14 protein-coding genes are annotated in these 12,581 nt (G+C 50.5%); 13 read left to right on the forward strand and 1 reads right to left on the reverse strand.

Annotation, left to right across the window (positions count from 1 at the left end; translation table 11 throughout):
* The first annotated feature begins 19 nt into the window (after positions 1 to 19).
* From veg to L3D05_RS24350, 9 genes are all read left to right on the forward strand, one after another.
* Positions 20 to 295, forward strand: coding sequence for a biofilm formation stimulator Veg (veg, locus tag L3D05_RS24310; protein WP_115995944.1), 276 nt, complete (start codon positions 20 to 22; stop codon positions 293 to 295).
* A 142-nt stretch (positions 296 to 437) separates the two neighbouring features.
* Positions 438 to 620: a small, acid-soluble spore protein, alpha/beta type gene (locus tag L3D05_RS24315; protein WP_239618971.1), complete on the forward strand. Its 183-nt coding sequence runs from the start codon at positions 438 to 440 to the stop codon at positions 618 to 620.
* Positions 621 to 787: 167 nt separating this feature from the next.
* Positions 788 to 1,651 (forward strand): 4-(cytidine 5'-diphospho)-2-C-methyl-D-erythritol kinase, encoded by an 864-nt coding sequence (gene ispE / locus L3D05_RS24320; protein WP_239618972.1) that lies wholly within the window; start codon positions 788 to 790, stop codon positions 1,649 to 1,651.
* 101 nt (positions 1,652 to 1,752) lie between these two features.
* The gene (gene purR, locus L3D05_RS24325) at positions 1,753 to 2,580 is read left to right on the forward strand and encodes a pur operon repressor (RefSeq protein WP_239618973.1); all 828 of its coding nucleotides are present in this window, start codon (positions 1,753 to 1,755) and stop codon (positions 2,578 to 2,580) included.
* A 27-nt stretch (positions 2,581 to 2,607) separates the two neighbouring features.
* The gene (locus tag L3D05_RS24330; RefSeq protein WP_239618974.1) at positions 2,608 to 3,006 is read left to right on the forward strand and encodes a RidA family protein; all 399 of its coding nucleotides are present in this window, start codon (positions 2,608 to 2,610) and stop codon (positions 3,004 to 3,006) included.
* A 109-nt stretch (positions 3,007 to 3,115) separates the two neighbouring features.
* The gene (gene spoVG, locus L3D05_RS24335) at positions 3,116 to 3,400 is read left to right on the forward strand and encodes a septation regulator SpoVG (protein WP_115995948.1); all 285 of its coding nucleotides are present in this window, start codon (positions 3,116 to 3,118) and stop codon (positions 3,398 to 3,400) included.
* 117 nt (positions 3,401 to 3,517) lie between these two features.
* Positions 3,518 to 4,915, forward strand: a complete 1,398-nt coding sequence (gene glmU / locus L3D05_RS24340) for a bifunctional UDP-N-acetylglucosamine diphosphorylase/glucosamine-1-phosphate N-acetyltransferase GlmU (RefSeq protein WP_239618975.1) — start codon at positions 3,518 to 3,520, stop codon at positions 4,913 to 4,915.
* A gap of 17 nt (positions 4,916 to 4,932) precedes the next feature.
* Positions 4,933 to 5,889, forward strand: coding sequence for a ribose-phosphate diphosphokinase (locus L3D05_RS24345; RefSeq protein WP_239618976.1), 957 nt, complete (start codon positions 4,933 to 4,935; stop codon positions 5,887 to 5,889).
* A 63-nt stretch (positions 5,890 to 5,952) separates the two neighbouring features.
* Entirely contained in the window at positions 5,953 to 6,597 is a 645-nt protein-coding gene (locus L3D05_RS24350; RefSeq protein ID WP_239618977.1) for a 50S ribosomal protein L25, read from the forward strand.
* Between the two features lie 64 nt (positions 6,598 to 6,661).
* On the opposite strand, the gene L3D05_RS24355 is transcribed toward L3D05_RS24350, so the two are convergent.
* Positions 6,662 to 6,856 carry a hypothetical protein gene (locus tag L3D05_RS24355; RefSeq protein ID WP_182303991.1) on the reverse strand — a complete coding sequence of 65 codons (195 nt, stop codon included), beginning with the start codon at positions 6,854 to 6,856 and terminating at the stop codon, positions 6,662 to 6,664.
* Positions 6,857 to 6,980: 124 nt separating this feature from the next.
* Between L3D05_RS24355 and pth the strand changes: the two genes are divergently transcribed.
* The 4 genes from pth (at position 6,981) to L3D05_RS24375 (ending at position 12,563) form a co-directional block, all read left to right on the forward strand.
* Positions 6,981 to 7,547 (forward strand): aminoacyl-tRNA hydrolase, encoded by a 567-nt coding sequence (gene pth / locus L3D05_RS24360; protein WP_239618978.1) that lies wholly within the window; start codon positions 6,981 to 6,983, stop codon positions 7,545 to 7,547.
* Between the two features lie 80 nt (positions 7,548 to 7,627).
* Positions 7,628 to 7,858 (forward strand): anti-sigma-F factor Fin, encoded by a 231-nt coding sequence (gene fin / locus L3D05_RS24365; protein ID WP_239618979.1) that lies wholly within the window; start codon positions 7,628 to 7,630, stop codon positions 7,856 to 7,858.
* A gap of 114 nt (positions 7,859 to 7,972) precedes the next feature.
* Positions 7,973 to 11,494 carry a transcription-repair coupling factor gene (mfd, locus tag L3D05_RS24370; RefSeq protein ID WP_239618980.1) on the forward strand — a complete coding sequence of 1,174 codons (3,522 nt, stop codon included), beginning with the start codon at positions 7,973 to 7,975 and terminating at the stop codon, positions 11,492 to 11,494.
* Positions 11,481 to 12,563 (forward strand): peptidylprolyl isomerase, encoded by a 1,083-nt coding sequence (locus L3D05_RS24375; RefSeq protein ID WP_239618981.1) that lies wholly within the window; start codon positions 11,481 to 11,483, stop codon positions 12,561 to 12,563. Before mfd ends, L3D05_RS24375 begins: the two co-directional genes overlap by 14 nt.
* Positions 12,564 to 12,581 lie beyond the last annotated feature (18 nt).

The following is a 12,581-nucleotide window of genomic DNA, read 5'->3' on the forward strand; positions in this document are numbered from 1 at the left end:
AAAGAGGTGGTAGTGGATCATGGCTAAAAACGCTCTTCTAGAGATCAAACGAAGCCTGGAACCGCATGTCGGCTCCAAAATCATGCTCCGCGCCAACGGTGGACGACGCAAAACCATCGAACGCACGGGGGTATTGGAAGAAATCTACCCATCGGTTTTCATTGTTAAACTGGATCAGGAACAGCACGCGTTTAAGCGGGTTTCGTACAGTTACGCTGATATTTTGACTGAATCCGTGGAAGTTATGCTGTGCAATGACGATGGCCAGGTACGCATCAATTATTTATCGCACTGACACGGTTTAATAGTACGGGCAGCATCGCGCTTGAGATCAAGCGCTGTGCTGCCCGTTTTGCATGTATTGGCTTGCGCAGAGGCATTCTAAAGAAGGACTCAACTTAGTTAGGATTGTTAACTCATGCGTAGGAGGCGAAGGGATGAGTCGCAGAAGAGGGGTTATGTCCGAGCAATTCAAGGCGGAGCTGGCTAAGGATTTAGGATTCTACGGAACGGTGCAGCAGGAAGGCTGGGGCGGCATACGAACGAAGGATGCCGGAAACATGGTGAAGCGGGCTATTCAGATCGCGGAGCAGGCAGCGTCGAAGTCTCCGCAATCCTAACGACGGATGGAATCACGAAAGGAGGCGAAATCCCTATTGGCGGGAATTCGACCTTCTTTTTCGCATTTAGAGGCGCTGTTTGTTATAATATGTAAAGGTTTTTTGAGGACTTGCGTATTGTAAATTACTGTCTGAGATCAACTTAGCCCTTAACATGGGAAGTGGTGATGAACTTGTCGAAAATTTATGAGAAAGCGCCCGCCAAAATCAATTTGCTGCTAGATGTTCTGCGCAAGCGGGAGGATGGCTTTCATGAAGTAGAAATGATCATGACGATGGTCGACTTGGCCGATCGCCTGGAGATGGAAGAGCTTCCTCGCGATCAGATCGTGCTGTCCAGCCAAGTAGGCTTTATTCCTCTAGATGAGAAGAATCTGGCCTTCCAAGCGGCTAGATTAATTAAAGAACGCTATGGAGTCACGAGAGGCGTCTATATTCATTTGGATAAACAAATACCGGTCGCCGCCGGTCTTGCGGGCGGAAGCAGCGATGCCGCGGCAACGTTAAGAGGGCTTAATCGGCTATGGAATCTAGAGTTATCGACGGATGAGCTGGAAACGCTAGGCGCAGAGCTGGGTTCGGATGTACCTTTCTGCATACGCGGAGGAACCGCTCTTGCCCGAGGTCGCGGAGAGAAGCTGCAGACGATCTCGCCGCCGCCGCAATGCTGGGTCATACTGGCCAAGCCTCCGATTAACGTATCGACGGCAGACGTATACGGGAAGTTCAGAGTCAACGACCTGAAGGAGCATCCGTCTATCCCGAACATGCTGGATGCGCTGTCCCGGCAATCTTTCCAAGAGATGTGCTCTTCCCTAGGCAACGTGCTGGAGAGCGTAACGCTTAATCGTTATCCCGAGGTCAGGCAAATTAAAGATTGCATGATTAAAGCAGGGGCAGACGGGGTGCTCATGTCGGGTAGCGGACCTACCGTGTTCGGACTTGTATCCAAGGAAATCAAAGTTGCACGGGTATATAACGCCTTAAGAGGGTTCTGTAAAGAAGTATATGTGGTAAGAATGCTAACATAATTTCTCTATTAGGGACCACGAAGCCAATCTTCTTGAACAAAACCGTATAAAAATGTTATGATACTCCTAAAATATTCGGATTTTGGACGGGAGAGGGGAACTTGAAAAAGTTGAAACGAAGCGCTAGGCTCGTGGAAATGACGCAATACTTATTGGCCCGCCCTCATACGTTAATTTCTCTGACAGCATTTGCTGAGCGTTATCAGTCGGCCAAATCATCGATTAGCGAGGATTTGGCGATTATCAAAGAAGTATTCGAGGACGAAGGAATCGGGGAATTGAATACGTTGGCCGGTGCTGCCGGCGGCGTGAGGTTCGTACCTAAGTGCCGTAAGGATCAAGCTTTGGAGAAGATGGGTTCCATCTGCCGCGAGCTAGAGCAACCGGAACGGTTGCTTCCGGGCGGTTATTTATATATGACGGATTTGCTTGGGCAGCCTGCGATGATGCAGGAGGTTGGCCGGATGTTCGCCACGGCATTCGCGGATCGGAATATCGACGTGATTATGACAGTGGAGACCAAGGGGATTCCTCTTGCGCATGCGACAGCGCAATATTTGAATTTGCCGGTCGTAATCGTTCGCCGCGACCATAAGGTTACGGAAGGTTCTGCCGTGAGCATCAATTACGTGTCCGGCTCCACTAAGCGTATACAGACGATGTCTTTAGCTCGTCGTGCGCTTAAAGAAGAATCGCGAGTGCTAATCATTGACGACTTCATGAAAGCCGGCGGAACGATTCAAGGGATGGTCGACTTACTGTACGAGTTTCGAGCCGTCGTCGCCGGGGTTGGCGTATTCGTGGAATCGGGCGAAATCGATAGCGAGGAAAGATTGCTTCATGACTATGTTTCGCTTGCCCGCTTAACGGAAGTCGATCTGAAAACTCGCCAAATTAACGTGCAGCCGGGGAACTTTTTTCTGAAATAAGGTTACATACCATTGGAGGAATAGATTATGGCGCTCAAAATCGTCTCTACACCGGAAGCTCCTGCGGCAATCGGACCTTACGCGCAAGCCGTTCGCGCTGGTAACCTACTGTACACTTCCGGACAGATTCCGCTCACTGCAGCTGGCGAGCTTGTGGTCGGCACGATTCAGGAACAAACGCATCAAGTTTTAACTAATTTGAAAGCGGTATTAGCAGCCGAGGGTGCCAAGTTCCAAGACGTCATCAAAACGACCGTGTTCTTGAAAGATATGAATCAATTTACGGAGTTCAATTCCGTCTACGCAGCCTACTTCGGAGAGCATACTCCTGCACGTTCAACCGTAGAAGTGGCAAGGCTTCCGAAGGATGTTCTTGTCGAAATAGAATTGATTGCGACGATATCTGTCGAAACTGTCAGGAATTAAAAAATTATTTCAAATTTAGCAATTGTTTTTCCATATTTAAGAAGGAATTTGCCCTGATTTGTGGAATATTACACCAAGTCTTTCTGATGGACAAAGGTGGTGAACACAGGTGCAAATTACAGACGTGAGACTCCGCCGCGTCAATTCGGAGGGGCGCATGAAAGCCATTGCTTCAATCACGATCGATAACGAATTCGTCGTACATGACATACGCGTTATCGACGGAAACAATGGAATGTTCGTCGCTATGCCGAGTAAACGGACTCCGGATGGAGAATTTCGGGATATCGCTCATCCGATTTCTTCTGGTACACGCGAGAAGATTCAAGCTGCAGTATTGGCTGAATATGAGCGAGCCGCGCAAGAAGAAGAAGTTATGGTCGAAGGGGCATAATAGTGAAAATCGAAAAGAGGGCCCAAGAGGCTCTCTTTTCATTTGCGCAAGAATAGGCTATGATTTTGGTGATGTTTAAATGAAAGCGAATTGCAAGGGAAGGGGCGTATTTACCCGATGAAAAAGATGGCGATCGTGCTTGCCGCGGGACAGGGCAAGCGCATGAAATCGAAACTATATAAGGTGTTGCATTCCGTATGCGGCAAGCCTATGGTAGGGCATGTATTGGATGCAGTTCGCGGGGCATCCTGCGAGCGTTCCGTCGTGATCGTAGGTCACGGAGCCGAGACCGTTAAGAACACGTTGGGAGACAACGTAGAATATGCACTGCAGTCCGAGCAGTTGGGTACAGGGCATGCGGTTCTGCAAGCGGCTCCGCTCTTGGCTAATGAAGAAGGCGTAACTATCGTAATCTGCGGGGACACTCCTCTCGTACGCAAAGAAACAATAGAAGCGATGATTGACCTGCATACGAAGCAAGGCGCGGCGGCTACGATCCTCACGGCTGATCTAAGCGACCCAGCTGGATACGGCCGCATTGTGCGGGGCGCGGATAACGGCGTTCTTCGCATCGTGGAACACAAGGATTGCTCGCCTGAAGAAGCCGGCATCAAGGAAATCAATACCGGAACTTATTGTTTCGATAATCGTAAGCTATTCCAAGCGTTGGCACAGGTAACGAACGATAACGCTCAGGGAGAATATTACTTGCCGGACGTGATCGGGATATTGCAGCGCGAAGGGGATGCCATCGTGGCTTGCCTGGTCGACGATCCTGCGGAAGCGATCGGCGTGAATGACCGTATCGCGCTTGGAGAAGCAGAGCGACTTATGAGACTGCGGATTAATAAAGGCCATCAGGTGAATGGTGTGACTTTCATCGATGCCGAGCATACGTATATCGAAACGAATGTACAAATCGGTCCGGATACGATCCTCTACCCAGGCACTGTCCTGCGGGGCCGTACGACGATCGGATCCGATTGCATCATCGGCCCATCGACCGAATTAACGGATACGGTACTAGGGGATAACGTGACGATCCGCCAAACCGTCGCCGAAGGAGCGGAAGTCGGGGACGAAAGCACAATTGGACCGTTCGCATACTTACGTCCTGGAACGAAACTGGGACGGCACGTGAAAATCGGGGATTTCGTAGAGATTAAGAATACGGTTATCGGAGAACATAGCAAAGTACCTCATCTGAGCTATGTAGGTGATGCTATCGTCGGATCTAACGTAAATATTGGCTGCGGAGCGATTACGGCTAATTACGACGGGTATAATAAATCGAAGACCGAAATCGGCGACAACGTATTCGTCGGCAGCAATTCCAATCTCATTGCTCCGCTCAAAGTCGGCAACGGAGCTTATATCGTAGCTGGATCCACCATAACGCACAACGTTGCGGACAATGACATGGCTATCGCTCGCGAGCGGCAAGTGAACAAGCCGGGTTATGCGGATAAACTACGCGCGCGTGCCCGGGCTAAGAAGAATAGAGAAACCGAGTAAACAAAGGCGGTTATGCGATGGCTTATTCGGATCCAACATTAAAGCTATTTTCCTGCAGCTCGAACCCCGAGTTGGCGAAAGCGATTGCTAGCCATATCGGGCTTGAGCTAGGGAATGCTGAAATGAGCCGGTTTAGCGATGGAGAAATTCATATTCGGCTTGATGACAGCGTCAGAGGCAGCGACGTGTATGTTATCCAGTCTACGTCTGCGCCGGTGAATGATCATCTTATCGAGCTTCTCGTCATGGTGGACGCCTTGAAAAGGGCATCCGCTAAGACGATTAACGTCGTTGTTCCTTATTACGGGTACGCCCGCCAAGATCGCAAGGCTCGTTCTCGGGATCCTATTACGGCGAAGTTGGTCGCCAATCTTATTGAGACGGCGGGAGCACATCGTGTAATCGCTATGGATTTGCATGCGATGCAAATTCAGGGCTTTTTCGATATTCCCGTTGACCACTTGCTAGGCGTTCCGATCTTGGGGGATTATTTTCACAGCAAAAAGCTAAATTCTCCCGTAGTCGTCTCGCCGGATCATGGCGGTGTGGTTCGTGCACGCAGATTAGCGGATACGTTACAAGCGCCCCTGGCGATTATCGATAAGCGCAGACCCGAGCCTAATGTCGTGGAAGTGATGAACATTATCGGTGACGTCTCCGGCAGAACGGCTATTCTGATCGATGATATCATCGATACAGCGGGTACGATTGCGCTTGCGGCCAATGCGCTTAAGAAAGCCGGAGCGGGCGACATATATGCTTGTTGTACGCATCCCGTTCTCTCAGGCCCCGCTATTGAGCGGCTCGATGCTTCTCCGATTGTCGAGATTGTCGTCACGGATACGATTCCATTACGGCAGCCGTGTCACACGGATAAGGTGAAGGTGCTTTCCGTAGCGCCATTAATTGCGGAAGCGATTGTCCGAATTCACGAGAAGCAATCGATAAGCAAACTGTTCGAGCCTCATGTTTAAATGTTTAATGACCTCCTCTAAAGGGTAAAACAAGGTTATACGTACTTGAGGAGGTATTCATTAATGAGCGCAACGTTACAGGTACAAGCACGCGAAGCTTCAACAAAGGGTGAACTAAGGCAAATACGTAACTCCGGTAAAATCCCGGGAGTTGTTTATGGGAAGGGCTTAATGAGCCCTTCGAAAATATCAATGGATGCCAAGGATCTGAATACGCTGCTTAGAACCCATTCTCATGCCGTAATCGAGATGGAAATTCCCGATCAAGGAAAACAGCCGGTTATGTTATCGGAAGTGCAGCGAGATCCGTTATCTCGCCAAATCCTGCATATCGACTTTCATCGAATCGACTTGAACGCGAAAATCTCGACTGCGGCTCGTCTTGATGTGACCGGAGTTTCTCCCGGGGAAAAAGAAGGCGGAATGCTCCAGCTTACCCTTCACGAAATCGAAATCGAGTGTTATCCGAAGGATATTCCCGATTTCATTGCCGTCGATGTCGGCCGATTGGAGATAGGGGAGCATTTGACGATAGGGGAACTGACGCTGCCGAACGGAGTAGAGGCGACTCAAGATCCGGATACGGTCATCTTGGCCGTATTGGCTCCGCAGAAAGAGCGTACCGAAGAGGAATTGGATGCTCTCGATGATAAGGCCGAAGAAGACCGCAAGCATTCGGAAGCGGCATTGGCCATCGATAAAAATTGATCCGAACATAGAAGGGGCCGCGCTTAAGCAGCGCGGCCCCTTTCCTGCAATAATAAGCTTGCGGTTAATATCCCGGACGAGACACGAAGGTGAATTGCTTGCGATTGTAGAAAATATTGTTGACCTGAACGAATTCTTTGCCATAATATTCGATGAACCCAATATCGCTGTGTCGCTGCCCGCAGTAAATTTGTACTGGAACTTCCGAAGACATATGATCTAGGAAATGTCGATCGTCGTAGAGCATTTGACCGTTCATGTACACCTTCAATTCCCCCCTCTTCTTTGTGAACTCTGTATCCTTTAGGACACACGAGGGGTAAAAATCGTTGCATCTCTAAAAAAATATTTGATTCGTTACAATTTGGAGGATGAATGTTGTTATGCGTTGGATAGTCGGATTAGGGAATCCAGGCTCCAATTATGCCCATACTAGACATAATGCCGGATTCATGGTGATTGACGAATTGGCGCGCCGTTTGAATATCGAGGTCGGTACTCAGAAGTGCAAAGCTCTCGTTGGAGAAGCGCGCGTCGGAGATACGAAAGTGGCGTTATTGAAGCCCATGACCTATATGAACTTATCGGGCGAATCGTTACGGGCATTCATGGACTATTATAAAGTAAAGCTTGAAGATCTGATCGTCGTATACGATGACCTCGATACCGAGGTTGGCCGTATTCGATTGCGGTATCAAGGGAGTCCCGGAGGGCATAACGGGATCAAATCGATCATCCAGCACACCGGTACTCAGAACTTTAACCGTGTCCGTGTAGGCATCTCGCGACCGAAGCCGGGGATGGTTATTTCGGATTACGTATTATCGAATTTCGCCAAATCGGAACAAGATGATTTGCGTAAGTCTGTCGAGGATGCGTGCGATGCGATCGAGTTTTCATTGAGCCACTCCTTCGAGCAGACGATGGCCAAGTATAACGCCAAAGGCTGATACGCTTAAAAAAGGGACTTTGCGGGAATACTGGAGAGAGAAGCGGGAAGCCGCATAACCTTACTTCAGGAGGCATACATATGGCTGTAAACTATATTTGCCGACATTGCAGCATGTCCCTTGGGCGGTTCGAGAACGCAGATGTCCCGGAATATCGGCTGGGCCTGCATTTCTTGACCCTCGAAGAGCGAAAGCGTATAATAGCGTATAATTCCAACGGGGACGTGACCGTACGGGTAATATGCGATTATTGCAGCCAAACTTTGGACGCCCACCCCGAATTGGCTTTGTTGAACAATCCATTGCAATGAACGCTTTAGTATCACGTTCCGACATCCTCAAGGAGTCCTTGGCATGTGCCGGGGCTTTTTTCATGATTCTGCAGAGCGAATTTACGTAAGTGTGTATCGGAGAGGGGAAATGCCATGAAGCCGCTAATCCAATCGCTGGTGACCGATCCGGATTTAATTAGCGTCATACAAGGGCTGAAGGGCGGAATGCGGGAGCAGCTTGTCGCTGGCTTGTCCGGTTCCGCGCGCCAAGCGGCTATCGCGGGTATGTATCGGGAATTACAACGGCCTATTCTCGTCATTACCCATAATATGTTCTCGGCACAGAAAATGGCGGACGATCTGCAGGAGTGTCTCTCGGCAGATGACGTATTGCTGTATCCTGCTAACGAGCTGATTGCGGCTGAGACGGCGATCTCAAGCCCGGAAACATCAGCGCGACGCCTAGATGCCATACTTAAGCTTGCGGAAGGCTTCCGCGGCATTATTGTCGTGCCGTTCGCGGGTATTCGGAGATTCCAGCCCGACCTGAGGACGATGGCGGAAGCCCATATGGACCTCGCGGTCGGCAACACGCTCCCGATGGAGCAATTTCTGCGCAGAATGATCGAACTCGGTTACGAACGGGTCGATCGGGTTGAGCAAAAGGGCCATCTAAGCGTTCGCGGAGGAATCGTAGACTTCTTCCCGCTTGCATCTGGGGTTGCTTACCGGGTGGAGTGGTTCGACGATGAGATCGATTCCATCCGTACGTTCGATCCTGCAGACCAACGGTCGATCGACAAGCTGGAGACGTATACGGTACAGCCTAGCCGCGAGTGGATCGCGGGAGAAAGGCGGTTCCAGAATGCAGCTCAGCATGCCCATGATCTGCTGGAGAAGCAATTGGAGAAAATGTCCGACCGGCAAGCGAAAGAAAGGCTGAGCTCGGAAATTACCCGGGAAATCGAGCTCCTGCGGCAAAATGTGTATTTCTCCGAAATTTACAAATATATTTCTTTGTTGTATCCGGAGAGACAGACGTTATTAGACTATATTCCTAAAGATGCAGTGCTCCTGATGGATGAACCGAACAGGCTGGGCGAGACCGCTCGTCAACTGGAACGCGACGAGTCGGAGTGGACGACCCATCTGCTGCAGCAAGGGAAGTCGTTGCCCGGTTTCGTGCTGGCCGTTTCTGCGGAGCAAGCGCTCTATCCGAAAGGTTTCCAAACGGTTTACATGAGTTTGTTCGTAAGGCAAATTCCGCATACGCAGCCTCAGAATATAATCAACTTCGTCTGTCGTTCGATGCAAAATTTCCATGGGCAGATGAATGTGCTCAAGGCGGAGATGGAGCGTTGGCGCAAGAGCGGGATCCGCATCTTGATGTTAGCGGGCAATGCTGAGCGCGCGGATAGAATGAGACGGGTGCTCGAAGACTATCAGATCGATACACCGGAAATTCTGCAAGGGAATTTGCAGAGTGGCTTTGAGCTGCCTTCTATTAAGCTTGTCGTCATTACGGAAGGCGAGATGTTCACCCAGAAGCAACGCAAGGCTAGGCGCGTCGACCGCCATCTGGATAACGCCGAGCGGATTAAGAGCTACACCGAGCTTAAAGTCGGGGATTACGTCGTACATCAGAATCATGGCGTCGGCAAATATCTCGGCATCGGAACGCTTGAAGTCGGAGGTATCCATAAGGATTATCTTCATATCGTATATGCGGGAGGAGACCGACTTTCCGTACCCGTCGAACAATTCGATCTCATTCAGAAGTATATTGGCAACGAGGATAAGGAGCCTAAGGTCAGCAAGCTAGGCGGGGCGGATTGGAACCGAGTGAAATCTAAGGTTCGCAGTTCGGTTCAGGATATCGCGGACGATCTAATCAAGTTATATGCGGAACGGCAGGCCACGACGGGTTTCGGCTTCGGGGAGGATACGCCGTATCAACAAGAGTTCGAAGAGATGTTCCCCTACGATGAGACCGTTGACCAGCTTCGCGCCATACAGGAAATCAAGGAAGATATGCAGACTCCTCGGCCAATGGATCGGTTGCTTTGCGGAGACGTTGGATATGGGAAGACGGAAGTCGCTATCCGTGCCGCGTTCAAAGCGGCTATTGAAGGCAAGCAGGTTGCCGTATTAGTTCCGACGACGATTCTAGCGCAGCAGCACTACGAGACGTTCCGGGAGAGATTCTCCGGTTATCCTTTCAATATCAAAGTGCTGAGCCGGTTCCGTTCCCGCAAGGAGCAGACGGATACGATGAAAGGATTGAAGGCGGGTACGGTTGATGTCGTAATCGGCACGCATCGCCTCCTCTCCCAGGATATCGTATTCAAGGAGTTGGGGCTGCTTATCGTGGATGAGGAGCAACGTTTCGGGGTTACCCATAAGGAAAAGCTCAAGAAGATCAAGACGAACGTAGACGTGCTGACCCTTACGGCTACGCCTATCCCGCGTACTCTTCATATGTCCATGCTTGGCGTTAGGGACTTGTCGGTCATTGAGACTCCGCCTGAGAACCGTTTCCCGGTTCAAACGTACGTGGTGGAATATAGCCCGACGCTTGTCCGCGAAGCCGTGGAGCGGGAGCTGGCCAGAGATGGACAGGTCTATTATTTGTTCAATCGCGTGCAAGGCATATACCAGATTGCGGAGCAGATTAGCGGGCTCGTTCCGGCTGCCCGCGTTGCCGTCGCGCATGGCCAAATGTCGGAGCAGGAGCTGGAAAGAACGATCTTGGACTTCCTGGACGGCGAATACGACGTGCTCGTCAGCACGAGTATCATCGAGACCGGGGTCGACATTCCGAACGTCAACACGCTGCTCGTCCATGACGCGGATCGCATGGGATTATCCCAGCTATATCAACTTAGGGGGCGCGTCGGGCGTTCGAACCGGATAGCCTATGCCTATTTTACCTATCAACGAGACAAGGTGTTAACGGAAGTTGCGGAGAAACGTCTGCAATCGATCAAGGAATTTACCGAACTCGGTTCCGGCTTTAAGATTGCGATGCGCGACTTGTCTATTCGCGGAGCGGGTAATTTGCTCGGCGCCGAGCAGCATGGCTTCATTGCTTCGGTCGGTTTTGATCTGTATTCCCAAATGCTTGCCGAAGAGATCCAAAGCCGCAAGCTGGAGATGGGGGGAGTCGTCCTGCCTCCGCAGCCGGTGAATACTCAACTCGATCTGGGCGTGGATGCGTATTTGCCTCCGGAATATATATACGATAGCATTCAGAAGATCGAAATCTACAAGAAAGTCGCTACGGCAACTTCGCTCGAGGATGTCGAAGACTTGTTCGAAGAGCTGATCGACCGTTTCGGAGAACCGCCGAAAGCGGTTCTTAACCTGATGACGGTCGCGAGACTGAAGGTATACGGCCGTAAATACGGAATCGAATCCATCGTTCGACGCGGAGATGAGCTTACGCTGAAGCTGGAAGAGCGCCGTCGGGCGGACATCGAAGTGAGTAAGCTTAAGGCGATGGAAACCAAGTTCCAAGGGCGTATGGTTACGGCATTCACCGATCAGCAGCTACTTATCCGCTTTAAGGTACGAGGAATGGATGAGAACGCTTTATTGGCGCTCGTGGAGGACTTTCTGGTACAATATAAAGAAGCGATAAAATCAAAGGGGGAACTACAAGATGTTGCACCATAAAAGCATGCCGTACCGCCGGCTCGCTACGCTGACGCTGGCATTGGTCATGCTCGTCGCATTGATTTCCGCATGCGGCAAGAAAGAAGGAGCGGCGGGGGGAACTGTAATCGCCACTTATAAAGGCGGAGAGGTTACGGAAAAAGAGTTCAACAAATACGCGACTTTTCAGTCCATTATGAACCCTCAAGCTTCGATGTACATGTCGATCCCGCAAATTAAAGAGCAATTTATCAAGCAGTACATCGTGAGCAAGGTTCTGATCAAGGACATCTCCAAAGAGGAAGACAAGAAAGCTCAAACGGCTGCAGATTCTTTCAAAAAACAGCTGGAAGAGATCATGAAAACTGAGCCGGATTTGAAGAAACTCATGGCTGACGGAGATCTTTCCGTAAAAGAAGCGGTCGCGCATTACAAAGATTTGGCGGCTTTCCAGTCCTATTACGCGGCTAAAGGCGAAGAGCTGAAGCCGACGGTTAAGGAAGAAGAAATTAAAGCGGAGTTTGAGAAGAATCCATCCGACTTCAACGTCATCTCCGTTCGCCATATTCTGATTAAAACGACCGATCCTCAGACCGGAGATGCCGTAAGAACGGATGAGGAAGCTTTGAAAATCGCCAAAGACGTTAAAGCGAAGCTTGATGCAGGCGGCGATTGGAAGGAACTGGCCAAGCAATATTCCGAAGATGACGGATCTAAGGAAAATGGCGGGTTGTACGAGAATCAGAAATCCGGCGGTTGGGTAGCGGCTTTCAAAGAAGCGGCTAACACGCAAGCGGTCGGTGTGATCGGCGAGCCGGTTCAGTCGGAATACGGCTACCACGTCATGAAAGTCGAGAGCCGCGTAGCGGCTGCGTACGATAAGCTCACCGAAGCGGACAAAGACGGGATCAAAACATCCGTCGCGTCCGTCAAATTGAACGAATTTTTGACAGCGGAGCAGGACAAGCTGGAGATCAAGGTAACGCTGCCGGCAGAACCATCGCCTAGCGCATCCGGTTCTCCTAGCGCATCCCCATCGGCATCGCCTTCCGCTTCCCCGAGCGCGTCGCCATCGGCTTCCGCTAAGTAATTTCATCAATAACCGTAG

The sequence above is a fragment of the Cohnella mopanensis genome, from assembly GCF_022352055.1.
Lineage (GTDB): Bacteria > Bacillota > Bacilli > Paenibacillales > Paenibacillaceae > Cohnella > Cohnella mopanensis.